Annotated in this window: 27 protein-coding genes, 1 pseudogene and 1 riboswitch; of the genes and pseudogenes, 16 read left to right on the top strand and 12 right to left on the bottom strand. The window is 70.8% G+C overall.

Annotated features, from left to right (window positions below; translation table 11 throughout):
* Nucleotides 1-1,170 carry a bifunctional glutamate N-acetyltransferase/amino-acid acetyltransferase ArgJ gene (argJ, locus tag HS104_24250; protein ID MBE7483073.1) on the top strand — a complete coding sequence of 390 codons (1,170 nt, stop codon included), beginning with the start codon at nucleotides 1-3 and terminating at the stop codon, nucleotides 1,168-1,170.
* The gene (locus HS104_24245; GenBank protein MBE7483072.1) at nucleotides 1,167-1,511 is read left to right on the top strand and encodes a PDZ domain-containing protein; all 345 of its coding nucleotides are present in this window, start codon (nucleotides 1,167-1,169) and stop codon (nucleotides 1,509-1,511) included. The genes argJ and HS104_24245 overlap by 4 nt, the downstream gene beginning before the upstream one ends.
* Here the strand turns inward: HS104_24245 and HS104_24240 are convergent, their stop codons facing one another.
* Nucleotides 1,512-2,033 carry a TerB family tellurite resistance protein gene (locus HS104_24240; GenBank protein MBE7483071.1) on the bottom strand — a complete coding sequence of 174 codons (522 nt, stop codon included), beginning with the start codon at nucleotides 2,031-2,033 and terminating at the stop codon, nucleotides 1,512-1,514.
* Nucleotides 2,034-2,268: 235 nt separating this feature from the next.
* On the opposite strand from HS104_24240, the gene HS104_24235 reads away from it, so the two are divergent.
* A complete protein-coding gene (locus tag HS104_24235; GenBank protein MBE7483070.1) occupies nucleotides 2,269-3,306 on the top strand; it encodes a hypothetical protein in 1,038 nt (345 codons plus the stop codon).
* On the opposite strand, the gene HS104_24230 is transcribed toward HS104_24235, so the two are convergent.
* Genes HS104_24230 through HS104_24220 form a run of 3 tightly spaced genes read right to left on the bottom strand, consistent with a single transcriptional unit; the run spans nucleotide 3,294 to nucleotide 6,009 of the window.
* Entirely contained in the window at nucleotides 3,294-4,202 is a 909-nt protein-coding gene (locus HS104_24230; GenBank protein ID MBE7483069.1) for an EamA family transporter, read from the bottom strand. The genes HS104_24235 and HS104_24230 overlap by 13 nt on opposite strands.
* A gap of 2 nt (nucleotides 4,203-4,204) precedes the next feature.
* Nucleotides 4,205-5,845 carry a hypothetical protein gene (locus HS104_24225; GenBank protein MBE7483068.1) on the bottom strand — a complete coding sequence of 547 codons (1,641 nt, stop codon included), beginning with the start codon at nucleotides 5,843-5,845 and terminating at the stop codon, nucleotides 4,205-4,207.
* Entirely contained in the window at nucleotides 5,842-6,009 is a 168-nt protein-coding gene (locus HS104_24220; GenBank protein MBE7483067.1) for a hypothetical protein, read from the bottom strand. The genes HS104_24225 and HS104_24220 overlap by 4 nt, the downstream gene beginning before the upstream one ends.
* A gap of 976 nt (nucleotides 6,010-6,985) precedes the next feature.
* Between HS104_24220 and HS104_24215 the strand changes: the two are divergent.
* The 3 genes and pseudogenes from HS104_24215 (at nucleotide 6,986) to HS104_24205 (ending at nucleotide 8,373) form a co-directional block, all read left to right on the top strand.
* Nucleotides 6,986-7,093: pseudogene (locus HS104_24215) on the top strand (bacteriocin microcin).
* A 157-nt stretch (nucleotides 7,094-7,250) separates the two neighbouring features.
* Nucleotides 7,251-7,667 carry a DUF420 domain-containing protein gene (locus tag HS104_24210; GenBank protein MBE7483066.1) on the top strand — a complete coding sequence of 139 codons (417 nt, stop codon included), beginning with the start codon at nucleotides 7,251-7,253 and terminating at the stop codon, nucleotides 7,665-7,667.
* 148 nt (nucleotides 7,668-7,815) lie between these two features.
* On the top strand, nucleotides 7,816-8,373 hold the full coding sequence (locus tag HS104_24205) for a hypothetical protein (GenBank protein ID MBE7483065.1): 558 nt from the start codon (nucleotides 7,816-7,818) through the stop codon (nucleotides 8,371-8,373).
* 45 nt (nucleotides 8,374-8,418) lie between these two features.
* On the opposite strand, the gene HS104_24200 is transcribed toward HS104_24205, so the two are convergent.
* The gene (locus tag HS104_24200; protein MBE7483064.1) at nucleotides 8,419-10,380 is read right to left on the bottom strand and encodes a protein kinase; all 1,962 of its coding nucleotides are present in this window, start codon (nucleotides 10,378-10,380) and stop codon (nucleotides 8,419-8,421) included.
* 148 nt (nucleotides 10,381-10,528) lie between these two features.
* Here HS104_24200 and HS104_24195 point away from each other — a divergent pair, with 148 nt between their 5' ends.
* From HS104_24195 to HS104_24175, 5 genes are all read left to right on the top strand, one after another.
* Nucleotides 10,529-10,978 carry a D-tyrosyl-tRNA(Tyr) deacylase gene (locus HS104_24195; protein ID MBE7483063.1) on the top strand — a complete coding sequence of 150 codons (450 nt, stop codon included), beginning with the start codon at nucleotides 10,529-10,531 and terminating at the stop codon, nucleotides 10,976-10,978.
* A gap of 40 nt (nucleotides 10,979-11,018) precedes the next feature.
* Nucleotides 11,019-11,372, top strand: coding sequence for a histidine triad nucleotide-binding protein (locus HS104_24190; protein MBE7483062.1), 354 nt, complete (start codon nucleotides 11,019-11,021; stop codon nucleotides 11,370-11,372).
* A 3-nt stretch (nucleotides 11,373-11,375) separates the two neighbouring features.
* Complete coding sequence (locus tag HS104_24185) at nucleotides 11,376-13,145, top strand: hypothetical protein (GenBank protein ID MBE7483061.1); 1,770 nt, start codon at nucleotides 11,376-11,378, stop codon at nucleotides 13,143-13,145.
* The gene (locus HS104_24180; protein MBE7483060.1) at nucleotides 13,142-13,600 is read left to right on the top strand and encodes a hypothetical protein; all 459 of its coding nucleotides are present in this window, start codon (nucleotides 13,142-13,144) and stop codon (nucleotides 13,598-13,600) included. Before HS104_24185 ends, HS104_24180 begins: the two co-directional genes overlap by 4 nt.
* Before the next feature lie 80 nt (nucleotides 13,601-13,680).
* Nucleotides 13,681-14,106 (top strand): GNAT family N-acetyltransferase, encoded by a 426-nt coding sequence (locus HS104_24175; GenBank protein ID MBE7483059.1) that lies wholly within the window; start codon nucleotides 13,681-13,683, stop codon nucleotides 14,104-14,106.
* A gap of 9 nt (nucleotides 14,107-14,115) precedes the next feature.
* Here HS104_24175 and HS104_24170 read toward each other — a convergent pair whose 3' ends face one another.
* On the bottom strand, nucleotides 14,116-14,292 hold the full coding sequence (locus HS104_24170) for a hypothetical protein (protein MBE7483058.1): 177 nt from the start codon (nucleotides 14,290-14,292) through the stop codon (nucleotides 14,116-14,118).
* A 70-nt stretch (nucleotides 14,293-14,362) separates the two neighbouring features.
* Complete coding sequence (locus HS104_24165; GenBank protein ID MBE7483057.1) at nucleotides 14,363-15,862, bottom strand: radical SAM protein; 1,500 nt, start codon at nucleotides 15,860-15,862, stop codon at nucleotides 14,363-14,365.
* Between the two features lie 106 nt (nucleotides 15,863-15,968).
* Nucleotides 15,969-16,087, top strand: a riboswitch (cobalamin riboswitch).
* Nucleotides 16,088-16,382: 295 nt separating this feature from the next.
* Here HS104_24165 and HS104_24160 point away from each other — a divergent pair.
* Both HS104_24160 and HS104_24155 read left to right on the top strand, forming a co-directional pair.
* A complete protein-coding gene (locus HS104_24160) occupies nucleotides 16,383-16,931 on the top strand; it encodes a hypothetical protein (GenBank protein MBE7483056.1) in 549 nt (182 codons plus the stop codon).
* Nucleotides 16,922-18,880 (top strand): TonB-dependent receptor, encoded by a 1,959-nt coding sequence (locus HS104_24155; protein ID MBE7483055.1) that lies wholly within the window; start codon nucleotides 16,922-16,924, stop codon nucleotides 18,878-18,880. The genes HS104_24160 and HS104_24155 overlap by 10 nt, the downstream gene beginning before the upstream one ends.
* Nucleotide 18,881: 1 nt before the next feature.
* Here HS104_24155 and HS104_24150 read toward each other — a convergent pair whose 3' ends face one another.
* Nucleotides 18,882-19,976, bottom strand: coding sequence for a saccharopine dehydrogenase NADP-binding domain-containing protein (locus tag HS104_24150; protein MBE7483054.1), 1,095 nt, complete (start codon nucleotides 19,974-19,976; stop codon nucleotides 18,882-18,884).
* Nucleotides 19,977-20,127: 151 nt separating this feature from the next.
* Between HS104_24150 and HS104_24145 the strand changes: the two genes are divergently transcribed.
* Complete coding sequence (locus tag HS104_24145) at nucleotides 20,128-20,859, top strand: penicillin-insensitive murein endopeptidase (protein ID MBE7483053.1); 732 nt, start codon at nucleotides 20,128-20,130, stop codon at nucleotides 20,857-20,859.
* Nucleotide 20,860: 1 nt separating this feature from the next.
* Here the strand turns inward: HS104_24145 and arfB are convergent, their stop codons facing one another.
* Both arfB and HS104_24135 read right to left on the bottom strand, forming a co-directional pair.
* Nucleotides 20,861-21,292, bottom strand: a complete 432-nt coding sequence (arfB, locus tag HS104_24140; protein ID MBE7483052.1) for an aminoacyl-tRNA hydrolase — start codon at nucleotides 21,290-21,292, stop codon at nucleotides 20,861-20,863.
* Nucleotides 21,289-22,161: an alcohol dehydrogenase catalytic domain-containing protein gene (locus HS104_24135; GenBank protein ID MBE7483051.1), complete on the bottom strand. Its 873-nt coding sequence runs from the start codon at nucleotides 22,159-22,161 to the stop codon at nucleotides 21,289-21,291. Before HS104_24135 ends, arfB begins: the two co-directional genes overlap by 4 nt.
* Before the next feature lie 139 nt (nucleotides 22,162-22,300).
* Here HS104_24135 and HS104_24130 point away from each other — a divergent pair, with 139 nt between their 5' ends.
* Complete coding sequence (locus tag HS104_24130; protein ID MBE7483050.1) at nucleotides 22,301-22,606, top strand: (2Fe-2S)-binding protein; 306 nt, start codon at nucleotides 22,301-22,303, stop codon at nucleotides 22,604-22,606.
* Complete coding sequence (locus HS104_24125) at nucleotides 22,607-23,113, top strand: TIGR00725 family protein (protein ID MBE7483049.1); 507 nt, start codon at nucleotides 22,607-22,609, stop codon at nucleotides 23,111-23,113.
* Here HS104_24125 and HS104_24120 read toward each other — a convergent pair.
* On the bottom strand, nucleotides 23,110-23,661 hold the full coding sequence (locus HS104_24120) for a hypothetical protein (GenBank protein MBE7483048.1): 552 nt from the start codon (nucleotides 23,659-23,661) through the stop codon (nucleotides 23,110-23,112). The two genes, HS104_24125 and HS104_24120, sit on opposite strands and share 4 nt — an antisense overlap.
* 313 nt (nucleotides 23,662-23,974) lie before the next feature.
* Nucleotides 23,975-25,195, bottom strand: a complete 1,221-nt coding sequence (locus tag HS104_24115; GenBank protein MBE7483047.1) for a hypothetical protein — start codon at nucleotides 25,193-25,195, stop codon at nucleotides 23,975-23,977.
* Nucleotides 25,196-25,364 lie beyond the last annotated feature (169 nt).

Below are 25,364 nucleotides of genomic sequence, written 5' to 3'. Positions count from 1 at the left end.
ATGAGAGTCCCTTCGGGGTTTCGTTTCGCAGCAGTTTCGGCCGGGATCCGCAAGGACGGGCGCATCGACCTCGCGCTCGCGGTGAGCAACGAGCGCGCGGTCGCCGCCGGTGTCTTCACGCGGAACCTGGTGAGGGCGGCGCCGGTGGAGGTCGCGATGCGGCGGGTGGTGGCGGGCCGCGCGCGCGCCGTGCTGGTGAACGCGGGCTGCGCGAACGCCTGCACCGGTGCGCCGGGTGAAGCGGCGACGCTCGGCTCGACCGCCGCCGTGGCGCGGGCGCTCGGCGTCGAGCCGGACGAGGTGCTGCCGGCCTCCACGGGTGTGATCGGCGCGCTCTTGCCCGCCGACGAGATCGCGGCGAAAGCCGGCGAGCTGGTCGCGGGCCTGTCGGTGGAGGGCTGGGACGCGTTCTCGCGCGCCATCCTGACCACCGATCGCGGGCCGAAGCTCGCGAGCGCGGAGCTCCCGGGGGGAGGCTCGGTGCTCGGGATCGCCAAGGGGGCGGGGATGATCCACCCCGATCTCGGGCCGCCTCACGCCACCATGCTGGCGTTCCTGTTCACGGACGCGCGGGTCGAGCACGCGGCCCTCCAGCGTGTTCTCGAGGCGGCGTCCGAGCTGACCTTCAACGCGGCCAGCGTGGACGGCGACACCAGCACCAACGACACGGTGCTCGCGCTGGCCTCGGGCAAGAGCGGCAGCGCACCGACCGAGGCGGAGCTCGGCGCGGCGTTCCAGAGCGTGTGCGGCGAGCTGGCGCGGGCCATGGTGGCCGACGGCGAGGGAGCGAACCACGTAGCCGAGATCGTGGTGACGGGCTTGGGCGACGCCGCCGCGGCGCGAATCGTCGCGCGCACCGTCGCCACCTCCCTGCTGGTCAAGACGGCGCTGTTCGGCAACGACGCGAACTGGGGCCGGCTGCTCGCCGCGGCAGGGCGAGCCGGGGTGGCCTTCGACCCGAGGCGGGCGGAGATCCGAGTGAACGACGTGGTGATCGTCGAGGGCGGCGTGGCCGTGGGGACCGACGCCGAGAAGCGCGCGGCGGAGATCCTCGCCGGCCCGAGCTACACCATCACCCTCGCGCTCGGTGACGGACCCGGTCGCGCGAGCTACCTGACCTCGGATCTCGGCCACGGCTACGTCGACGTCAACGCCGGCTATCGCTCGTGAAACGCGCCTCGTTCCTCGTCGCCTGTTTGGGCTTCTACCTATCCTGCGCGGGCACGCAGGGCACCGTGGGCGCGGTGTTCGCCCAGCAGGACGACGGCCGTCTGATCGTGCACGAGGTGCCCGAAGGCCTGGCGGCGGACAAAGCGGGCCTGCGCGAGGGCGACGAGATCCTCTTGGTCGACGGCATCGACGTCCGGCAGCTCGACGCCAAGGCTCTGCACGAGAACCTCTCTGGCGGGGTCGGCACCACGGTTCGCCTGACCGTAGTGCGGGGTGAGGAGGTGCTGCGTCTCACGCTGAAGCGCACGCCGGCGAAGAAACGCACGCCTCTGTCGAAGTGACTAAGCCCGCCGCGACTTCGGCGCGCGACCCCGCGCCACCGAGGCCGGTCCCGCGTCGAGCTCGTCGAGCAGGCGCCGCCAGCTGACGCCGTTGTCGAGGTGGAGCAGTCCGGCGATCTCGGCGAGCGCTGCCTCCTCTTCGGGTGACACGTTGGTGGGCGAGTCCAGGGAGGCCGCCGTGGCGCGGGCCACTGCCTCCGCGTGCGAGAGCAGCTCGTGCAGATCCTCGGCGTGCACCAGGGGCTCGCCGGTCTCGGTCTGCGCCATCAGAAATAGCGTCTGCATCCCCTCGTCGAAGTACTGCTTCGGGATCGGCGCGCCGAGCCAGCCGTCCAGGATCGCGAGGCCGCGGGCGTCGAGCATGAAGCGCTCCTTGGCGATGTCGTCGAGCACCGCGATCTCGACCTCGTCCATGTGCCCGTCGGCCCAGGCCACGTAGACCAGCGGCAGCAGCATCAGCACGCGATAGTTCTTGGGGGTGATGCCCAGGGCATCGAGCGAGCTCTTGATCTCAGGGTCCATGGTTCGTCGGCCGGGCGCCCCTCCGCGCGAGCACCATCGCCTTCCCGCTGGGAGCCGGCAACACCCCAGAGTGGTTGAACCACTACACGTCCAGTGGCGGCGGATTCACAGATTCGCAGTGAGATTTGCCGTGGATCTGCCGAAGAGAGGTTGAGCCTCATTGAAATCATTCAGCTCACCCCCGCGTCGGACGCTTCGCGGGGAGGCGGGCACGGAGGCTGCTCTTGGGCGGGGCATGAACACCTCCGAGAACCTCCGCTGGACGCTCCTGGCCGCCGCTTTCTTCGCCGCGCTCGCTCCCACGCCGGCCCTCGCTGACGAGCCCGCGGCCGAGGCGACCGACGCACCCGCCGCGACGCCGGCGCCCGCGCCGGCGCCGGTGCCCGCGCAGCCGCCGCCGCCCGGCGCGGTTACAGGGACGACCTGCCTCACCTTCAACAACGGGCTCGACCCGGCGTCGGCGGCGACGGGCGGACAGATCGTGTGCGACGAGATCCGCGCCCAGGGGGTGGCGCAGCTCGCTGCGGGTACGCCCAGCGCGAACGCGTACCGCGTTCACTTCGACCGCCTGGGGTCGCAGCTGGTGGTGCGGGTGACCTACGAGGCGCCGCTCGGGACGGTGAAGCGCTCGCGCCGGATCACGGTGAACGGCGTGGAGCAGGTGCCGGTCGTCGCGCCGCGCATCGCTCGGGCCATCGTGCAGGACGAGTCGTTGGAGAGCAGCCAGAAGGTCGACAACCTGGTGGGAGAGGAGACGCGCAAGTACGAGAAGAAGTCCGGCGAGTTCCTCTGGGGTCTCGGCATCGTCGGCACGAGTGCGCCGACCGAGAACCGATGGATGAGCCCCGGCATCGAGCTCATCGGCTACTACGAGACGCCCGACTACGGCTACGGCTTCTCGCTGCGCACGGCGATCGGCGCCGGCGACAAGTCGCTGCGTGCAGCCAGCGCCGGCGTGGGCGGTCGCTACTTCTTCTCCGCCGGGGACACCTCCGTGTTCGTCGGGGGCGGCCTCGCGGTGGGCTACCTGGACCTCGAGGTTGGGGACGCCGACTCGGGTGAGCCGTCGCTGGAAGGCTCGGGTCTGTCGGCCTTCGGCGAGCTGGGCATCGAGGCGATGCGCCTGCACTCCTCGCGCATGATCGTCGGACTGCGCGCCGAGGCCCCGTTCTACTCGGTGAAGCAGCGCTCGTACGACTACGGCTCGGGCCTGGCGTCGGAGGAGAGCCGCTGGGTGCTGCCCGTCAGCGTGTCGGCGACCTATGCCTGGTGAGCCCCGCGACCGAGCTCGCGCAGGCGCCGCGCCTTCAGGAAATCGAAGGTCGTGCGCGCCGCGGTGGCGCCCAGGATGACCGCCCCGCCGGCGAGCGACCACGCGCCGGGCGACTCGGCGTGCACGAGCCACGCCCAGAGCGGCGACAGCACCGGCTCGACGAGCAAGAGGAGCGAGGCCTCGAGCGCGGGCACCGACTGCACGGCGCGCATCAAGAGCAGGTAGGCGAGGCCGATCTGGATCAAGCCGAGGTAGGCGATGACGCCGGCGTCCTTCAGCGACAGGGCAGCGACGGGCAGCGCCCAGGGCAAGCAGGCGAAGAAGGCCACGAGGTTGCCGAGCAAGACGGCGCGCGCGCCGCCACGCTCGGGCTCGCGTTGCTCGATCCAGCGCAGGCCGAACACCGTGAGCGCCCAGGACAGACCGGCTGTGGTGGCCAGCACGTTGCCGAGCACGGGATTGGGCGCGAGCGCGTCAGGCGCGCGCACGCCGACGAAGAACAGCGCGAGCCCGCCGGCCAGGACGAGCATGTAGAGGAGATCTTGGCGGCGGACTCGCTCCTTCAGCACCAGCGGCGAGAGCAGGAGCACGTAGAGCGGCGCCGAAGACTGGAGGAAGATGGTGTTGGCCGCGGTGGTCAGCTTGTTCGCGCTGACGAAGAGCACCATCGTGGTCGCGTAGGCGAGCCCGACCAGGGCCGCCCGCCACGACCAGCGCGCGCGCGCCGCGGGCAAGAGCGCCAGCATGGCCAGCGCCGCGACGCCGGAGCGGAAGCTCGCCACCTGGAAGCTGGTGAGCGCCGTGGCCTTGATGGCGGCGCCGCCGGTGGAGAAGCACAGCGCGGCGAGGATCACCTCGAGCCGCCCGCGCCCAGAGCTTGCGTTGGATTCGTGCACGGTCAGTCGGCAGACAGCTGGTAGCCGACGCCGATCCAGCCGCTGATGTAGCTGTCGAGCGCGCCGCCCGCGATGAAGCGATCGCCGGGCTCGGGGTTCATGCTGTACCAGTAGCGCCGGTAGAGCGCGCCGGCGAGCACGTCCAGGCGGGGGATCAGCGCGTAGCCGGCGAAGGCCCCGGCATCGAGCCCGGCTACCTCCAAGCGCGGGAACCAGGCGGCGGTCTCCACCGTGCCGGCCTCGCTGACGTGTCGGTAGCCGAAGCTCCCTCCGACCGAGAAGCTGCCGGCGCGGTAGCGCGCGTCCACGCCCAGCCGGACGAAGCGGTAGGCGACGTCCGGCACCAGCGGGAAGTTGGGGTCGTCGTCCACGTTGAAGCTGTGCTCGCCCAGACCCAGATCGGCGCCGAGCTCGAGCGCCCCGAGCGGCAGGCGACCGTGCAGGCCGAGCTGCCACTCGCGGGCGGTCGTGGGGTACGTTTCGCCGTCGGCCTGGCTCTCGATCAGGAAGGCCTGCTCGAAGGAGGCGGCGATGCCGACGTGGGCGATGGGGCCGCCTTCGAAGTGAGCCGCGGGATACCAGCGCACGGCGACGAAGGCCGCGGGTGTCGGGCCCATCTTGTAAGCGCGCAGCGCGCCGAACAGATCGTCGCTGTAGCGGAAGTTGCGCGTGCCGCCCCGCAGCGCCAGCATCGCCTCCAGCGGCGATGGGCGCAGCGTGGGCTGCTTCGGCGCGGGCTCGTCCTCCAGGGTCTCCTCCTCCGCTTCTTCACGCGGCGGCGTGGGGCGCGCGGCTTCGGCGAGGATCGGCGCGAGCTTCTTGACCAGGTCGGCGTCGATGGCGCGCCGAAGCCCGGGCAACCCGGCGCCCTTGAGCGTCACCTCGCCGAGGTCGTCGCCGTTCTTTCCGTTCAGCACCCTGAGCGTGAGCTCCGTCCGGCCCGCGACCTTGATCTCGCCGCGCAAGAGCGCCGTTGCCCCCAGGGCTGCGGACACGAGCACGCGATCCGCCGGCTTCTGCGCCTCCTCGGGCCGGGCAGCGGCGGCCTCCGCCTCGGGCACCAGCTCCAAGGTCGGACTCTTTCCGAGGGCTTTCTCCAGGGCGGCCCGCACCTCGGCGGCCTTCGGACCGCTGAGCTCGGTGAGCACCAGGCGCTGCTTCGCTCCGGCCTTCGCAGGCTCGGCGTCGCTGATGGCAGCCCCGAGCTTCTGCCACCCGGACTCGGTGAGCTGCTTCACCAGCGCGCGCTGGGTCTTGGCAGCGAGCTCTTGGGTCTCGGCCACCTCGCCGTCCGCGCCGCGGACGCGCAGCGTCAGGCTGACGCCGTCCTCCGTCTGATCGACTTCGCCCTCGAGCACCACCGCCACGCCGAGCGCGCGGCAGACGGCCTGGTTTCCCTTCGCATCCTTCGGCGACACGCCGAGCCGAGCGGCGACCTTCTCGAAGTGTGCGCGGCTCACGAGCTCGACGCCGGACTGGGAGAGCAGCAACCGCACGAGCGCGTTGCGCGCGCTGGGGCTGTCGTCTCCGTCGAGCTCGCTAACCACGACGCGGACCGAGTCGCTGGCGTGCGCCGCGCCCGGCGCGAGGACTACCAGCGCGAGCGCGAGACCGACCAGCAGGGCGAGAAGTCGGCGGATCACTCGTCGCCTCCGGCGTCGCCAGCGGTGCTACCGCCGCCGCCCGGCGTCGCGTCCGGCTCGCCGAAGCGGTCCGGATCTTCGAGCTCGCCAGGACAGCCCGCGGTGAGCGCCGCGAGCGCGAGGGCGATCAGCAGCAGAATTCGATGTGGGTTTCGCGCGCACACTGTGCGGCGATACTAGCGCGCGCTTGTCTCCCCCGTCTCGATCGTGGAAACTGCGAGGATGCGCTGGCGTCATTTGGCAGGTCTCCTGGTCGTCGGGTTTGCGATGGGTGTGGGTTGCGGGGGCGGCTCGGACGAGGACGCGAGCACCGGTGGAAAGGGCGGCTCCTCCGGTGACAGCGGCGTGGGCGGCGCCAGCGGCGCCGGGGCAAGCGGCAGCGGCGCGACGGCGGGGACCGGCGCGACGGCGGGGACCGGCGCGACCGCGGGGACCGGAGCGACGGCGGGGACCGGCGCGACGGCGGGGACCGGCGCGACCGCGGGCACGGGCGGCACCGCGGCCTGCGTGCAGCTCACCTGCCAGGGCAAGGTCTACAAGTGCGGCGACTGCCTCGACAACGACGGCGACGGCAAGGTGGACATGGCGGATCCCGATTGCCTCGGGCCCTGCCACAACGCCGAGGACACGTACTACGGCTCGATCCCCGGTCAGGCGGGCCCGGCCTGCATCGTGGACTGCTACTTCGACCAGGACTCCGGTCCGGGTAACGACAACTGCTACTGGAACCACAACTGCGATCCCTTGGCGGTCGGACCGAACTACCCGCCGGAGGGCAAGGACCAGAACAACAAGCCCTACTGCGAGTACAACGCGAACGCGAACACGCCCGGCACGTCCAGCAGCTGCACGGAGCTGAACGCCAAGCAGTCCGCGACCTGCGAGAACGTCTGCGGGCCGCTCACGCCGAACGGCTGCGACTGCTTCGGCTGCTGCGAGCTGCCGGCGGGCGGCGGCAAGTACGTGTGGCTCGGCTCGGAGATCAACGACGTCGGCAGCTGCTCGCTCAAGGACGTGGCGGATCCGACCAAGTGCCAGCCCTGCACCCCGGTGCAGGCCTGCCTGAACAAGTGCGAGAAGTGCGAAATCTGTCTGGGCAAGCCGACGCTGCCCGCCGAGTGCTACCCGCCGCCTCCCGACGGCGGCGTGGGCGGCAGCGGCGGCACGACCGGCACGGGCGGCAGCGGCGGCACGACCGGAGGCACGGGCGGCACCGTCAGCACTGGCGGAACGGCCGGCACCGGCGGCACCTGCGGCGGCCAGATTTGCCCGGTGGGCAAGCAGGCCTGCGGGCTGTCCTGCCAGCCGCCTTGCCCGAGCGGTCAGTTCTGCCTGACCGGCTGCTGCACGGCGCTGCCGCAGTGAGCCGCGCCCGTCCGGGGTCGTCCGTGTTAGGACGGCCCCGGTGCCCGGCACACTGGCCACGCTCAACGCGATCCTGAACGGCGCCGCCACGCTCTGCCTCGTGGCGGGCTGGGTCTTCATCCGTCGCGGGGATCGCGCGCGCCACCGGCTGTGCATGCTGAGCGCTTTCGGCCTCTCGATCATCTTCCTGATTTCCTACCTGATCCACCACGCGCAGGTCGGCTCGGTCCCGTTTCGCGGGACGGGAAGCCTGCGGACGATCTACTTCGCGATCCTGATCCCGCACGTGCTCCTGGCGGCGGCGGTGGTGCCGCTGGCGCTGGTCACGCTGGTGCGGGCCCTCCGTGAGCGCTTCGATCTTCACAAGCGCATCGCTCGGGTCGCGCTTCCGGTCTGGCTCTACGTCTCGGTGAGCGGCGTCGCGATCTACTTCATGCTCTACCACCTGCCGGTCTGAGCCCGGTCGGCCCTGGCCCTCCATTGGCCGGCGATTGCCTGCCGGTGCTCGACGTTCTGTGGGGAAAAGCTGCGCGTTTCGCGCTGGCACCGCAGTTGCTGTGGGCTCAACTGCGCGCGGCTCCACCCCCGGGCGCGGAGAGACCACCATGAATCGCTTCGACCTTCACATTTCGAAATTCGCCACGCTGCTCGCCTGCCTCGGCTTCGTCGGCGGCTGCTACATCGAGGCCAACGACGACAAGGACGAAGGCACCGGTGGCGCGGCCGCTGGCGGCGGCGGCCAGTCGAACAGCGGCGGCCAGTCGAACAGCGGCGGCCAGTCGAACAGCGGCGGCCAGTCGAACAGCGGCGGCCAGTCGAACAGCGGCGGCCAGTCGAACAGCGGCGGGAGCGCCGGGCAGGCCTCGGGCGGCACCGGCGGGCTGCCGGGCGTCGGCGGCAGTGCGGGCGCCGCGGGCTCGGGCGGCGGCTCGGGGTTGCCCTGGCCAGTCACCAGCTGCGGCGATCTGTGTCAGTACCAGCCCGTCGTGGACGCCGGGGAGACGCAGTGCGCGACGATCCAGGCGGAGCTGAAAGGCTACCCCGTGACCAGCACGCCGGCTTGCTTGGGCATCCTCAGCGTCCAGCAGTGCAACGCCTGCTACGCCGCGGTGAAGATGAGCGACGCGGACTGCGCGGCCATCGGCAACACCTGCCTGAAGTGAGGGCGGGGCGACATCCCCCAGCCCGGGAGCGTGGCGCTTCCGGGCTCAGGCCGGGCGCGTCTTGTCCAGGGCGAGGGAGCGAGACTCGAGCACGCCGCTGTCCACCGTGACGGCCACGACCATGCCCGACTCGGCCAGCAAGCTGATGAAGGGGGGGCGCCAGGTGGAGTTGTCCCAGGCGCGCTTCCAGCCACGGTGAGCGCGGTTGGTCCAGATGCAGCCCGCGCCGGCCGCCCACTCGTTGCCGACCACGTCGATGGCGACGGCTGCCAGATCGGGACGGCCCTCCACGTTCAGTGATTCGGTCTTGTCCCGCTCGACGCGCACGATGCTGCCGTCCGTCCCCACCGCGACCGCCAAGCGGCGCTCCGGTCGGCTCGCCACGGCGAGCAAGGCCCGGCCCTCCGGCGCCTCGACGGGCACGATGCTCCAGTCCAGCGGCCGATGGATCGCGGCGAAGCAGCGCCCGCTGGTGCTGCGCCCGATCACCAGCCAGCGCTCGTCGTCGATGCGCGCGATGGCCGAGACGCTGGCGGCGCCCTCTACCGGCATCGGGCGCATGAAGCGGCGCGCGGCGTAGCCGATGACGAAGGGGCGGCGGGTCTCGTCCTCGGCGGCGATCACCGCCAGATCCCCGAGCTCACCGTGGGCGTCCACCAAGCGCAGGCTCGAGTCAGGCAGGCGCGCCAGCTCGCGCACGCCTTCCCGCGAGTACTCCGACAGGACCCCGCTCTCGCTACCGATGAGCCAGCTGGTCGGGGTGAGGCGCCGCACGAAGCGGACGCGTCCCGTCTCGCCCCAGCTCTCGGTGGGGACCGCGGCCCAGTGCGTGCCGTCCCAGTAGACCAAGCCCTGGGTCGACGCGGCCAGGCAGTGACCGCTGCCGTTCCAGGCCACGCTGGTCAGCAGCCGATCGGCGCCCGGCGGGTGGCGCACGACCCAGCTCGAGCTGACCTCCGGCACGGTCGCCAGGAGGTCCATGCTGGTGATCCAGCGCCGGCTGGGCTTGGCGCCGGTGGAGTCCCGCGCCAGCCAGGGCAAGAGGCTCTGGACGAACAAGGTGGCGGAGCGCGGGCGCTCGCCCGGATTGGGCGCGGTCGCGCGGGCGAGCGCCAGATCGATGGCCTGACAGGCCGCCTCGCGCTCGCGCAGCTCGGGCGAGAGCGTCGCGGCCTCCAGCAGCGTGCGCCGCGTCGGGGTGCTGACGGCGACGATGGCCTGGGTGGGCGAGGTCACGTCGAAGTAGCGCTGGCCGGTGAGCACGAAGTAGACGATGGCCGCCAGGCTGAAGATGTCGCTCTGCGCGCTGAGCGGGCTGTTGCCGCCGAGCTGCTCGGGGGCGACGTATCCCGGCGTGCCGACGATGGCGTCGCCGAAGGTCGCCGCCAGGCCCGTCGGGCGCGCGATGCCGAAGTCGCTGATCTTGTACAGCTCCGTGTCGCCGGCGCCGCAGCAGAGCACGTTCCCCGGCGTGAGGTCGCGGTGCACGACTCCCACGGCGTGGATCTCCGACAAGCCCCGCGCCAAGCTGTCGATGGTGCGCGCCGCGCGCTCTGGATCGAAGGCGTAGCCGGTGTTCTTGACGGCGTAGTCGACGCGCTGCTCCAGCGTCGTGCCCTCACCGCCGCCGTGCACGTACTCGAGGGCGATCCAGGGCAAGCGGACCTTGCGACCGAAGTACTCGTAGTCGGTCGTGCCGGTGTCCATGAGTCGCACCACGTGGGGCGTGGGCGGGATCTGCTCGTTCAGGCGACCGAGCGCCACGGCCTCCTTCTTGACGATGGTCAGCGCCGTCTCGCCGGACTCCACGGCGATGCGCGGTTGGATGATCTTCACGACCGCCGGCGACTCGCCGTCGCTCGCCATTCGGGTCGCGAGGTAGGCGACGGCGGTGCCGCCCTGGCCCAACACGCGTTCGAGGCGATACGACACGCCCGGGTGCAGATCGGACGCGAACGTCATGCCCGTGAAGGGCAGGCGGGCCCCACTCGGCACCGGCTGGCGCATCCGCCGCAGGATACTCGATTTGCGAGCGCACCCGCGGCTATCTCCCGGAGCGCTCGTTCCTGCCGAAAGTCCGTCTCCCAGGTGGGAGGCGGTGAGGTCCGGCCGCGGGGCTGGGATCGACCCGAGCGCTCATGCTAGCTCCGGCAGCATGCGAGCCGTGGTGCAGCGCGTTCGGAAGGCGAGCGTTCGGGTCGGGGACGAGGTCGTCGGCGAGATCGGAGCCGGGCTGTGTCTGCTGGTCGGGGTCGGGCGCGACGACGTCGAGGCCGACGCCGACGGGCTCGCCGACAAGGTGCTGGGCCTGCGCATCTTCGAGGACGACGAGGGCAAGATGAACCGGAGCCTGCTCGAGACCGGGGGAGCGCTGCTCGCCGTTTCGCAGTTCACCCTCTTCGGCGACGCGCGCAAGGGCCGGCGCCCGAGCTTCATCGAGGCCATGGAGCCGGTCCGGGCCAACGAGCTGTTCGAGCGCTTCTGCCAGCGGTGTCGCGAGGGTGGGGCCGCGGTCGCGACCGGACGCTTCCGCGCCGAGATGCTGGTGGCGCTGGAGAACGACGGGCCAGTGACCATCCTGCTCGACACTCGGAAGACTTTTTGAGGGCTCGCGGCCCGAGGGACCGGGTACCATCCGGGTCGAGATGGACGGCTGCCTATTCTGCAAAATCGTGAAGGGTGAGATCCCGGCGACGGTCGTCCATCAGGACGACCGCGCGCTCGCGTTCCGCGACATCAACCCGGTCGCCCCGACCCACGTGCTGGTGATCCCGCGAGCGCACGTGTCCACCATCAACGACGTGGCGGCCGAGCACGAGCCCGACATGGGGCACCTGTTCCGGGTGGCCGCCGAAGTGGCGAAGGCCGAGGGCCTCGCGGAGAAGGGCTACCGCGTGGTGATGAACTGCGGCGCCGGCGCGGGACAGAGCGTGTTTCACGTCCACCTGCACGTCGTGGGCGGGCGGGCCCTGGGTTGGCCGCCGTTCCCTGGAGCGTGAGCCATGCGAAGCGTGCTCGCGTTCCTGGTGGCGCTCTCGGTGTTGGCGTTCGTGCGCCGGAGCGAAGCGCAGGAGCGCTACGCGCTCGGCGTGTTCCACTTCAACGTGCAATACGTCGCCGGAGGCATGATGGGCTTCTCGTTCCTGCCGAACGAGGCGCTCGATCTCGACAACGACGCGGTCGAGGACCTGATCGTCACCGAGAGCTTCGCGCCGGTGATCGACCTGTACGAGAAGCACCCGAGCTGGGGCGTGGACATCGAGCTCCAGGGCTACTTCCTGGACGTGCTCGCGGCGCGTCACCCGGCGGTCCTGGCGAAGCTCCGGAAGCTGGCCAAGAGCGGGCAGATCGACGTGGTGAGCTTCCACTACTCCGATCAGCTGTTCATCGGCTACCCGGCGGAGGACTGGCGGCGCTCCCAGGCCTTGACCCAGGCCACCTTCACCAAACACGACGTGCCGCTGTCGCGCACGGTGTTCTGCCAGGAGGGGCAGGCCGGCGAGGCGCTGGCGGCGCGCATGGCCGACCTCGGCTATCGCAACATGGTCTGGCCGAAGAACCTGTGGAGCTTCCAGCACGGCGACAAGCCGGCGGAGCCGCTCTACGCCTTCGGTGACATCTTCCTGATTCAGGGCGGCAAAGGCGCGAGCTACCAGCAGGGCAGCGTGGACGTCGGCATGTCGTGGACCTTCCTCGACGACGGCGAGCTGCTCGCGACCGGAGATCTCAACCCCTACCTGCCCGACGTGTTCAAGCACAAGCCCGAGGAGGTGAAGAAGTACGAGGACGAGCTGCTCGGGCTCGAGGCTCAGGGCTACAAGATCGTCACAGTGGACCAATATGTGGACGCGCTGAAGGACCGCGTGCCGCACGCGCCGATGCCGCCGCTCTTCGACGGTACCTGGCAGCCCAACAGCACCAACGGCGTCCTGCGCTGGCTGGGCGGCAAGGGGATCTGGGAGGGCGAGCGGGACAACGAGGTACGCACGCTCGGCGCGCTCGGGCATCGCGAGCTCGTCGCCGCCGAGACCGCGGCCAAGGTCGCCGGGATCGACGCCCGGGCCGATCTCGACGCGGCCTGGCGCCTGCTCGCGCTCGGGCAGGTCACCGACGCCTCCGGCATCAACCCGTTCCGCGGCGAGGCAGAATACGGAATCGCGCACTGCACGGAGGCGCTGCGCATCGCGCGCGAGGTGATCCGTCGCGCCAAAGACGCGGCCGGCTTCGGCAGCGCCAGCATCGATCCCGAGCTGGGCACGATGAGCTCGGGGAGCAGCCTGGAGCTCCGGGGCGAAGCGGTGGCGGCGCTCTTCGAGCCCAGCGTCGAGGCGGGGGATCGCCCGGTCCTAGCCAGCTGGGAGAGCCTGGGCGCCGGGCACTACCGGCTGGAGCTCGCCATCGGTCCTGGCACCTCGACCGCGATCGTCGTCGGCTTTCCCGGCGAGCTCGAGGACGAGCTGGTCATCACCCGTGCCCTGGACGACGACAACCTGGCCAAGTACCGGCGCAGCGACTTCAGCTTCGAGAGCTTTCAGCTGGCGCTGCCGACGGGCCTGGTGAGCCTGGGCAAGAACCGCTTCTTGATCAAGGACCAGGCGCGGGTCCACCTCGCCGCGAAGATCACCCGCGAGAGCGGCGACATCGAGATGCGCGACGAGACCCTCGCGGACGGCGAGGGTGACACCTGGGTGTTCCACGTGGTGGAGGGCACGGCGGAGCAAGCGCTCGCCGTCGCTCGGAGCGTGAACGTCGCCCGGAGGCTGTCGCGATGAGGCGCTCGACCTGGTTCGTCCCGCTCTTCGGGCTGCTCGGCTGCGGCAACGCCGAGGTGGCGAGCCCGGACGTGGAGACGCTGGAGCTCGACGTCGACATCCGTGAGCACGCCCAGGTGCGCATCGAGCGGCGCGGCGGCGAGCTCGGGGTGCGCGTGACGCTCAGCCGCGGCTTCGGCGTGGCCGGAGATCTCGCGACCCTGACGGGCCACGGCAGGCTCGAGCGCTTCCCCGAGGCGGACGTGGTGCTCTACACGGCGAAGCTCTCGAGCCCGGCCGTGAGCGGCGGTCCTTGCGGCAGCGAGCCGGTCTCGCTCGCGCTCGCGCTGCACCGACGCGGCTCGGCGAAGCGGGTCTCCGGCTCCTTGACGCCGTACTGCGGCAAGGAGGTGTGGGCCGGGATCCCGGCGCGGAATCCGCTTCGGCTCAGCAGCTCCGTCCCCAAGGAAGAGTGAGAGCGCGCAAACGCTGCGTAGCGACCTTCGCGCGCTGCCGGGAGCTGACGCGCGCCCGTTCGCTCTGCTAGAACGCGCGCATGGACATCCGAGGCATGCAGGACGGCGACGTCGCGGGCGTCGCGGAGCTCTACCTGGCCGCGTACCACGCGAAGTGGTCGCTCGACGGAGCGCGCGCCTACATCGAGAAGTTCTACCGCTTCGAGCCGGCTTCCTGCCTGGTGGCCGTGGAGGACGGGCGCCTGGGCGGCGGCATCCTCGCGTATTCCTTCGAGCGCGAGACGGGGCACGTGCTCTACATCCAGGAGCTGATGGTGCACCCGGAGCAGCAAGGCCGCGGCATCGGCAAGCAGCTGATGGCGCGGCTGCGCGAGGCGCACAGCGAGCGGGGGCCGAAGGTCAAGATCACGCCGCTCGTGAAGGCGGACACGACCGTGCTGAACTTCTACAACAGCCTCGGCTTCGAGAAGGACAAGGTCGTCAGCTTCTCACTCGACATCGAGTGAGAAGACGGCTCACGCCTCGGCGTCGGGAGGCGGCGGACGGCTCGAGAGCGGACGGCCGCGGGCGAACCACTCACCGTCGAGCTCGGGGTCGGCGACGGTGGGCTGCTCCGTGGAGATGGGCGCCGGCTCGGCGAACCACGGATCTTCGAGCTCGGCGACGGGCTTCTGGCTCGGTACAGGGTTCATGATGCGCGCTCCTTTAGCTCCATCTCGGGTCGACATACAAGGGACCTCGGTGGACGCAGCTGCGTCCCGATCAGACTCCGGCGTAAGCAGGCGCGAAGTAGCCGCGCGCGGCGCCGCTCGCCGCGAGTCGCCGCCGGAACGCGACGTGGCGGCGCCGCGCGGCCTCCACCATCGGGTGCCAGACGCGGGCCGTGAGCCCTCGCTCGATGAGCAGCGGCCAGAGTGCGTTGCTGCGTTTGTAGAGGGCGCTCATCGCCAGGTAGCTCGGCAGCTCGCTCGCCCGCGCCGGGCGGCGGCGCCAGATGGAACCCGCGGAAAATAGGCGCGAATAGCACTCGGAATAACCCTCCGCGAGCTCGCGCTCGCTCATCCTGGCCGGCCGGAACACCACGTGAGCCGTGTCGTACAGGTCCCAGTCTTGGTGGAGGATGCGCCCCTCGGCATTCAAACGCGCGTAGAGCGGCGTGCCCGGGTACGGCGTCAGGATGTGGAAGGTCGCGCACTCGAGCCGGGCCGCCTCGATCCAGTCCACCGTGCGTGCGAATACGTCGGGCCCGTCTTGGTCGAAGCCGAGCACGAAGCTGCCGTTCACGGCGATGCCGACGTCGTGCAGGAGCTCGACGCGCCGCGCGTAGTCCTCCGGGCGCGGCGTCTTCTTCCGGGCCTCCGCCAGGTTCTCGCCGCGGAGCGACTCGAAGCCCACGAACACCGCCGTGCAGCCCGAGAGCGCCATCTGCCGCACCAGCTCAGGCCGGTCGGTGACGTCGATGCTGACCGCGGCGCTCCAGATCTTGTCGAGCGGCGCCAGGGCCTGGCACAAGCGGGAGAGGTAGCCAGGGCTCGAGCTCAGGTTGTTGTCGAGGAACACGGCGTACGGCGTGCCCTCGGCCCGCCACTCGGCGGCGATCTCTGCGGGGTCGCGCATCTGGTAAGGCATCGCGAGCCCGCGGGTGGCCAGGTAGCAGAAGCCGCAGCGGTTGTGGCAGCCGCGGGTGGCCATCAGGCTCGTCGAGGTGAGAAAGTGCTGCCTCGGCAGCAGCGCGCGTCGTGGCGGCGGGTCCTCTCGGAATGGCGCGGTGAAGCTGCCGAAGTAGCGCGGCTCGAGCGCGCCGCGGTCCGCGTCCGCCAGGATGCGCGGCCAGAGCCCGACGCCCTCGCCGAGCGCGAGCGCGTCGGCGTGGAGCGCCGCCTCGTCGGGGCAGGAGAGCACGTGGAGCCCGCCGAGCACGACCTTGGCGCCGCGTTGCCGGTAGTAGCGACTGAGCTCGTAGGCGCGCCGCGCGAAGGTGAGGTGGACGCTGATGCCGACCACGCTGGGAAAGGGCTCGAGAGGGGGAGGTCCCTGGAGCAGGTTCTCGTCCCAGTAGGCGACGCTCCAGTCCGGCGGCGTGGCCGCGGCCACGCTCGTGAGCGCCAGGGTCGGCGTGAGCACGTGCTTGCCGAAGCTCGCGTGCGGGTCCTTGCGGTAAAACGGGTTGACGAGCAGCGCGTGGCGCCGGCGCGGCGGCGGGCTCTGGCGGGGATCGAGCGCGGGAGGGTCGGCCATCTTCTTCGGGAGCTCATGGGTCATCGCCTCATCCAACGCTCGTCGCGTGCTCGGCCGAGGGAGAGCGCGTGGAGCGGTCGGGGTGATTGCGTGGCGGGTAGGGCCGTGTTACCGAATCGGGACCGACACCAAGGGAAGCCGGTGAGAATCCGGCACGGAGCCGCCGCTGTAACTCGGGACGGTCCGGTCAACGAAGCCACTGGCGAGAGCCGGGAAGGCGACCGGGCCAAACGGGAAGTCAGAAGACCTGAACGTCGGGACCTCGGAAGCGCCGCCATTTCGGCGACGTGGGATCCGAGGAGGTGAATCACCGAATGGGCGCGCGCCTCGCCCGGAGGTCACGATGACGAATCAGGATCGGCTCTCGACACTCTTGCTCGCGCTGTGCTTGGCGGGATGCGGTAGTGAGGACTCGGGGGGCGCCGCGGCGGCGTCCGGTGGCAACGGGGGGCACGGCAGCGTCAGCGCCGCCGGGGGGGCACCTGCGAGCGGCGGCGCTTCAGGCGCCGCGGGCAGCGCGGGCGCCGACCCCTGCCCGCGCTTCGTGACGAGCGCCGTCGATCACGCCTTCGGATCGGGGCAGAACATCGGGCAAGCCGCGTTCCCGGGGCCCATTCTCGGGCCGCCCCGCGGCGGCGGCGACGAGCAAGGCTCTCTGGACGTGGTCTCCCTCGGCAACGGCGGGCACGTCACCGTCGCCTTCGGGCAGACCCGGATCGTGGACGGTCCGGGTCCGGATTTCATCGTGTTCGAGAACGCGTTCTTCGCCGGCGGTGATCCGAACGCGCCCTTCGCAGAGCTCGGGACGGTCGAGGTCAGCACCGACGGCAAGAGCTGGACGGCCTTCCCGTGCACGGAGAGCGCCGCGCCTTACGGCAGCTGCGCCGGCTGGCACCCCGTGTACGCGAACGCGGACGAGAACGCGGTCGACCCGCTGGACCCGGCGGTCGCCGGCGGCGACGCCTTCGATCTGGCCGACGTCGGCGTCGCCGAAGCGCGCTTCGTGCGCGTCACCGATCGCGCGGATCTCGAGGGTATGAACGGGGTCTTCGACCTCGACGCCGTCGGGATCGTGAACGCGGCGTGTCCGTGAGGGCAGCGGGCCTCGTCCTCGGGCTCGGACTGTGTGCCTCGGTGGCGAGCGCCGAGGAGCCCCCCGTCGAGGTGGTGGTGCGCGACGACAAGCTCGAGCGCTCGTCGCGGCGCGAGCCGAGCGCGGCGTCCACGCAGATCCGGCGCGAGGAGCTCCAGACCGCCGGCGCTGATCTGCCGGACGTGCTCGAGCGGGTGCCCGGAGCGCAGCTCCAGCGCAGCGGCAGCAGCGCGGACTTCGCGACGGCTTCGGTGCGCGGCGCAACGAGCGCCCAGCTGCCGGTGTACCTGGCCGGGATCCGACTGAACGACGACGTCACCGGCGCCGCGGATCTCTCCCAGGTCCCGCTCTGGATGCTCGACCGCGTCGAGGTGTTTCGGGGCACGGCTCCGGAGGACGCGGACCGCATGGGCATCGGTGGCGCCGTCTTGTTGGAGCCTCGCTTCCCGCGACGCTCCACGCTGGGCGCGGGCTTCGGTATCGGCAGCTTCGGCGAGCGCTCCGGCTTCGTGGCGGGCGCGAGCGTCGGGCGCGGGGCGGGCGCGCTGGTCGGAGTGCGCTACGCGCGGGCCGACAACGACTACGAATACGTGGACGACGCCGGCACGACCACGACCGACGCCGACGACCGGGTGGTGCGCCGCCCGAACGCCGACGCCGCGGCCTGGGACGTGTGGGCTATCGGTCGCAGCGGGCTCGGCCGCGGCGCGCAGGTCACGACGCTCCTCACGAGCTTCCGCCGCGAGCAAGGGGTGACCGGCCTCGGCGTGATCCCTGCGCAGCACGCCCGGGCTCGCATCGAGCGGACCTTGGCCGGCGTGCGCTCGTCCTTGCCGTGTCCCGGGGGCGGCGAGTGTCGCCTCGAGCTCGCGACCAGCGCGCTGCTCGGCCGGCACCACATTCGGGATCCGCGCGCGGAGCTCGCCACCGGAGCGCCGGAGCTGACGAGCCGGGGCGCGCGCGTGGGCCAGGCAGCGCATGTCGTCTGGTATGCCTCCGAGGCGCTCCGCCTCAGGGCGGGCGGCAGCGAAGAGCTGGAGCTGCTCGGGATCGACCGCGCCGGGGCGAGCGGCCTACGGGCGCGCCGCGAAGCCTCGCGCGCCGACGCCAGCGCGCGCCTCGCGCTCTCGCCGGAGCTCTCGTTGGGCCTGGCTGGCGCGCTGGAGCGCCACGCGACCTCGGGGGGCTCCGAGGCGCTCTCCGAGTGGACCCCGGCTGCGCGGCTGGGCGCGGAGCTCCGCTTGCTGGAGGAGCTGTCGCTCCTCGGCAACGCGGGCCGCTACGCGCGCGTCCCGACGCTGGGCGAGCTCTACGGAACCAGTGCGGTCGTGCTCGGCAACCCGGATCTCGCGGCGGAGAGCGGGCTGTCCTTCGACCTCGGCGTGCGTGGAGCGGCGAGGGGCCGAGCGCTCTCGGTGTCCGGCGATCTGTTCGCGTTCGCGCGCTTCGCCGACGACCTGATCGCCTACCGGCGCTCCAGCCTCGGCGTGGTGAGGCCGTACAACGTGGCGAGCGCCCGGGTCCTGGGGCTCGAGCTCCAGACGGCGGCCCAGGCCTTCGACCACGCGCGGCTCGAGCTGGCGGCGACGCTCACCGATCCGCGGGACGCGAGCGACGACCGGCAAGTGCGGAACGACTTGCTGCCGTATCAGTCGCGCCTCACGGCGCACGCGCGGCTCGAGCTGTACAGCAAGGATCTCGGCGGCGTGGACCGCGCGGCGCTCGGCGCGAGCGGGCGCCATCGCGCCTCGCGGGTCGCCGATCCGGCCGGCCTCGTGGTGATCGGGGAAGACTGGTCCCTGGGCCTGGACGCCAGCGTGCTCCTCTTGCAGGAGCGCTTGGCCTTCCGGGCGGCGGTGGAGAACCTGCAGGGCCGGGAGCGCTACGACACGGTCGGCATGCCGCTGCCCGGACGGAGCTACCACGCGAGCGCGGAGCTCTGGTGGTAGGTCAGAGCTCGTGGCGGCTGAGCGTCACGCCGAACGGCTCTAGCGCCTTCAGGAACGCCTCGGCGCCGAAGGCCTGATCGGTGGAGATCACGCCCACCGCCTTGGGTTCGCCCTCGCAGAGCAGCTTCGCGCCGAGCGCAGCCATGACGCCGGTGATGCCGTAGGCGTCGTGCCCCTTGACCAACACGCCTCGCTCGGCGACGTCGCTCTTGCCCCGCGCCAGCACCTTGAACCCGCTCTTCGCGCGGGCCTCGTCGCTCGGGCCCTCCGGTCCGGCCTGCACGATGCGGCGCAGCGGCTCGAACAGCCCCGCCTTCGACGCAGCCCGGAGCAGCGGCCGCGCGCTCCAACCCGCCATCAGCGGCAGCGCCACGCGCGCCGGCATGGCCAGGTTCGTCGTCACGTTCAGCACCTCCGGGTGCGAGCGCACCAGGTGCAGCGCCTCGCCTCCGGGGAACGGGCTCGCGGGCTCGCGCTTGCCGCTGTCGGGCCAGGTCACCCAGAGCGGCAGCGGCGACAGGCCGCGCCGGGTCAGGCGGCCGTTCTTGCGCACGAGCGCGTCCTCCACCAGCTGGTACAGGGCCGACTGCTGCGTGCCGCGCGTGGCGCCGAAGCCGTAGACCCGGTTGAACACGTCGATGGTGTGCAAGGCCGGATCCCACTCCGCCAGCAGTGCGGCGGCGCAGTAGCCGAGCCCGAACTCGAAGGCCTGCGCGTTGACTACCGCGACGCGCTTCTCGCAGGCGGCGCCGTGGTAGCGCTCGAGGATCCTCGCCATGTAGGCCTGCTCGCCGGTCGTGTCGAGGAAGTGAGCGCCTTCGGCCAAGGCGGCGCGGACCACGGGCTCTCCGTAGCGCGTGAAGGGTCCGGCCGTGCTCACGACGACGTGCGCACCGGCCACGAGCGGGCCCAGCGAGCGCGGCTCGAGCGCGTCGGCCACGCGCCAGGGCAGGCCCGCGTGGCTGAGCGACAGCTCGCGCAAGCGTTCTTCGCTGCGCCCGCCGAGCACGATGTTCCGCACTCCCTGCGCGATCAGCGACTCGACCACCAAGCGGCCGGTGAACCCAGTGGCGCCGAACACGACGACGGTCTTCATCAGAGGCTCGTCAAACCAGATCGGCCCGGCGGCGTAAAGCTCACTGGAAGTTGATGGCCGCCCAGCCGCCGGCGGAGCTGAAGCCGCAGGCCGAACCAAATCAGTCTGCCCCCGGCGGGACTCCGCGTCGAGCCTGAGCTAACGTCACGCCGTGCGCCTGGGGCTTCCCGCTTCGATCCTGCTCGCGACGGGCGTGGCCCTCGCGGCGCCGGACCGCGTGCTGCCGAAGCGCTTCACGAAAGCGCCTTTTTCGCTGATGTCGCTGACGGTCGGGCACCCGAACGCGGGCTGGCAGGTCCGCGCGAAGCGGATCAAGAAGAACAAGTACCTGGCGATCAAGGCCGGCAGCGAGGACAGGAGCTACGGGCACCCGGCGCTGGTCTTGATGCTGGGGCGCAGCGCGAAGGAGATCGCCAAGGCGGCGCCCGGCTCGGTGATGCTGGTGGGGGATCTCTCGACCAAGCACGGCGGTGCGCTCAGCGGGCACCGCTCGCACCAAAGCGGCCGCGACGCCGACGTCGGCTTCTACGTGCTCGACCCGAACGGCAAGCCCGTGACGCCGGAGAAGTTCCTGACCTTCAGCGCCGACGGCAAGGCCACGGATGGCAGCGGCTACACCTTCGACGATCGGCGCAACTGGCTCCTGGTGCAGTCCTGGGTGCGCGACAAACGCGCTGGGCTCTCCCACATCTTCGTCTCGCGGGGCTTGCGCCAGCGGCTGCTCGGCTACGCCGCCAAGCAGCCGGCCTTCCAGAAGCACGTGGCGGAGGTCGCCGCGCTGCTCAAGCAGCCGGAGGACGCGATGCCGCACGACGATCACTTCCACGTGCGCGTGTCGTGTCCGAAGGACCAGGCGGAGATCTGCCGGGAGGAGTCGAAGTAGCTCAGTCGTCCCGGCTTCCGCGCGCCTGCTTCTTCGCGGACTGCTTGCGCTTCGCGTCCAGCCTGCGCTCCTTCGAGGCGCGGGTGGGCTTGGTCGCGCGACGGCGCTTGGGCACCACCAGGGCGGCGCGGATCAGCGCCGCCAGCTTGTCCCGGGCGTCTGCCAGGTTTTGCGCTTGCGAGCGCGTGACCTGGCTGGTGATCAGCACGCGCCCGTCGGCGTCCAGGCGATTCTCCGCCAGGCGGCGGAGGCGCGCCTTCACCGGCGCCTCGAGCGCGGTGGACCCCGGTAGGTCGAAAGAGAGCTCGACCTTGGTCGAGACGCGGTTCACGTTCTGACCGCCGGGGCCGCTCGAGCGCACGGCGCGCACGCTGAGCTCGCGCTCGGGGATGACCAGGCCGGGTCGGATCGGCAGGCCGTCAGCGTCGCTCATCGCGCGCCCTCGACCAGCACCTTGAGCGTGCCCTTCCGGCCCGCGTGAGCAAGGGCCTCGGCGGCCCGAGCGAGCGGATAGCGCGCGGCCACCAGCGGGGTCGGGTCGAGCCCGGCCGCGAGCGCGGTCACCGCGCGCTGCATGTCGCCGCAGCGCGAGCCCACCACGCGCAGCTCGTCGATCACGATGGGCGAGAGATCGACCTCGGAGCGACCGGCGACGGTGGTCTTCAGCACCAGGGTGCCGCGCGGCTCGGTCAGGCTGAGCGCCAGGGCGAGCCCCGCGTTGCTGCCGGTGGCCTCGACCACGAGCGGCGCGCGCTCCGCCCCGCGGTCGAGCTCGGACTCGAGCAGCGTGCGCGCGCCGAGGTCTCGGCCAAGGGCGAGCTTGTCCGGGTGGTGGCCGACCAGCGTCACCGGCAAGTCCGCCGAGGCCAGCGCCTGCGCGATCAGGAGGCCCAGCTTGCCGTCGCCGAGCACCAGCGCCTTACCCGAGAAGTCCTCGGGCAGCTCGTCGAGGACGTGCAGCGCCGCGGCGAGGGGCTCGGCGAACACCGCGCGTTCGTCCGGGACCGCTTCGGGAACGGAGACCAGGCAGCGCTCGGGGACCACCAGCTCTTCTGCCAGCGCGCCGTCACGCGCCAGGATGCCCAGCACGCTGCGCGTCGGGCAGTGGTGGCCACCCGCCTCACGGCAGTCCTGGCAGCGCCCGCAGCCGGCGTTGATGTCGGCCACCACGCGCCGGCCCAGCCAGCCGGCGGAGTCGCACTCCACGACCTCGGCGACGACCTCGTGGCCGAGCACGCCGCGGTAGCCCATGTAGCCCCGAGCGAGCTGCAGATCGGTGTCGCAGATCCCTGCCAGGCGCATGCGCAGGCGCGCTTCTCCCGCCCCGCGTGCGGGTGGCGGATGGTCCGAGACCAGCCGCGGGGGATCGGCGCAGACCAGAGCGAGCACGCCGCGAGCTTAGCATTGCGCTTCGGCGAGGGGCGCTCAACAATTGCGCTCCGTGCCCACCATCGTCTTCGAAGGAAACGCCATCGGTCGCGAGAAGCGCGTGGAGGCGCCGGACGGTGGCGAGCTGGTGGACGTGTGCGACGAGGTGTTGGCGCCGATCCCGTTCTCGTGTCGCTCGGCCAGCTGCGGCACCTGTCAGGTGGAGATCCTGGAAGGCGCGGAGTTGCTCGAAGCGCCGGGCGACCTCGAGCGCGAATTGCTCGAGCTCCTGGCGGGTCCCGCGAACAACCGGCTCGCTTGCCAGGCGAGGGTGCGCGGTCAGGACGGGCTGATCCGCCTCAAGCCGGTGGGGGCGTAGGTGCGGCGGCGGGTCGTGGCCGTGATCGGCAACGGCTTGGCGCCGCCGGAGATCTGCGCCATCGCCGAAGAGCTCGGCAAGCGCTTGGTCGAGCGCGGCTACCGGCTGGTGACCGGCGGACTCGGCGGCGTGATGGCGGCGGCGTCGCGGGGCGCGCGTCGCGCGTCGAGCTATCGCGAGGGCGACGTGCTCGGCATCCTACCGGGGAGCGATCCGAGCGAGGCCAACCCTCACGTGGACATCGCCATCCCGAGCGGGCTGGGCATCGCGCGGAACGCCCTGGTCGTGCAGAGCGCCGACGCGGTGATCGCCGTGGGTGGCGGCTCCGGCACGCTGAGCGAGATGGCGATGGCCTGGCAGCTCGGCAAGCTCGTGGTGGGCGTCGCCGCGCCCGGCTGGAGCGAGCGCCTCGCAGGCAGCCCCATCGACGAGCGGCGGGACGACACGGTCGAGCGCGCGGCGTCCGCCGAGGAGGCCGTCGAGATCGTCGCGCGGCGGCTGGGTTAGGGAGCGCACGCGGCCGCGCACTGCCAGCTCACCAGGCACTGGTTCAAGTGGAAGTAGTTGCTCACCTGCGGTGAGCTGGCGCACCCCGCCTGCGCGAGCTCGTTCGGACAGGGGAAGTTCGAGCTGGTCGGATCGCCACAGGCCTGGCCCAGGCAGCTCGCACCTCGAGCGCAGGCCGCCAGCGCCTGGCAGCCCGCGTTGCTCCAGCAGGCGGAGGCGCTGCAGAGCCCGCAGGCGCAGAGCGCACACGCATCGTCACTTCCGGACTTCGCGACGCACTCGTCGCGAGCGGAAAGCGGAAGCCCGCCCCCGGGGACGCACATGCCGCGCCAACACGCCGCGGGATAGGGAGTTGCGGCGCAGTAATTGGTGTCGGGACCTAGGCAAGCTGCCACGGCCGCTTCGAGCTGGCCGTACTCGGTCTGGTCGTAGCTCTTGCTCAAGTAGAACCCGCCCGAACAGTGATCACGAATGTCCGACCGCGAATACACGAAAACACAGTCCTGATCGGCGCCACACGACTTGTTTGCCTTGACGAAAGTGATCATCGAGGCTTGCTCGCCAAGACACTTGCCCGCCTCGTTGCCGTAGCCGCCCGATCCGCAGGCGGTAGCGCCCGTTCCTCCCGCGCCTCCAGCGCTGGAACCAGCTAATCCACCCGATCCAGCCGCCTCCTCGACGCCTTCCCCGTCGCTGTCAGCTGTAGCGTCGCCGCCGCCAGCCGCGCCCGCTCCGGCTCCTCCCGTGCTCGCTGTGCTTGCCTGCCCGTCCTCACCGCAGGCTTGCGCACCGAGCCAGAGGACGAGCGCACCGATCACGCCCAGCCGATGTTGCAAGTTCATCCGCCGTCTCCATGTGACATCATGGGCTAGCGCTCCAGGCAACACCGAAAGTAGTGGCCGGAAGGCCGTTCCACGCGACGACGTACAGCTTGATCGTGTAATCCCTCTGCACTCCGGAGGTGTTGGTGAACGCGGTGTACTTGTAGTTGTTGTTTCCGTTGAACGACCAACCAACCAACGTGGATCCGTCGTACACCAGCAGCCAAAACAGGGGATACGGATTCGCGGTGCAGGACCACGACCCAGGGCTCGCAGGACAAGTCGGACGAGTCTGAAAGAAAGCCGCGACCCGAAGCTGCCACCCGTTCAGAGCGCGCGCCTTGTATTGCTCCGAGTAGAAGGCCCACTCGGGGGTTGATGAGGCGTAGATCGTCCCGTAGTCGTGACCGTAGAAGCTGGGAGAGTTGCCGCCATCCAATTTCGCGGTGGCAACATCGGTGCTGCGGTACGCGTTGACGAGCCCCGCACCATCGCGGTCGTCGACACCGTCCTCCAGACTGAGCAGCGTGTTATCAGTGTCCTCGTCGGCGCCGGCCATGATGATCGGCACCATCGCCTCTGGCCAGTACTTCAGCGAAGGGTTCAGTTCCTGCATCGTCGCTGCCATGCCCGCGACTTGGGGCGCCGCCGCCTCAACCGGCAGGAGCACGTCTGTAGTGACGTGGACCCCTGCGGTTTCGAGCTTTCCGGCTAGATTGATCGCAGCCGAACGGATCCGTGACTCAGCCACCGCTGCTGCGGCCGCGCCCGCGTCCTTCTCGCCGGCGAGCCACTCCTTCGCCGGCAAGTCGCTTTGATCGACGTAGAACCAGATGTAGACATCCCTGTCCATGGACGCGTCGGTCTCCAAAAGTGCCCGAAAGGCGGGCTGAATGCCGGAGTGCCATGAATGAAAGGCAGCGCTGTCTGCGTCGAGGAGATTGGCGATGTCGACTTGCTTCGCGGTCGCGTCCTCCGTCGCGATGATGGTCGGAGGTTCAGAACCCGTGGGCCTGCAAATCTGGCTCGTTACCGTGGTGTCGATATACCGAAAGTAGATGTGCTCATCCGCCAGGGCTCCGTTTGGGCAGGAGCTAACCGCTGTCGTGAGCTTGGCGGACTCGGACCTGACCGCCTCGACGTCGGAGTGTCCGGGACCACACGCCACACTTCCAAACACAGCGGCGCCCAGCAGCGCCCAGTGACACGCCAACTGTGCCGTGCCGCGCCGCGCCGTGCCGTGCCGTGCGGCGTCAAACACTTCCCACCTCCTACGGGACTAACGGTACGCCGGCCGTGGTGGCACGTCAACGCGCGGTCCGGTCATGCCAGTCTTGATCGGTTGCCGGCCAGACTACCGAGCAGGACTAGCGGTGATGCCGGCGATGATTGCCGAAACGGAGATCGGCAAATCGTCGCATCGTCGAACG

The sequence above is a fragment of the Polyangiaceae bacterium genome (assembly GCA_015075635.1).
Classification (GTDB): Bacteria; Myxococcota_A; Polyangia; order Polyangiales; family Polyangiaceae; genus JADJKB01.
This window is presented reverse-complemented; position numbering and strand designations above follow the sequence as displayed.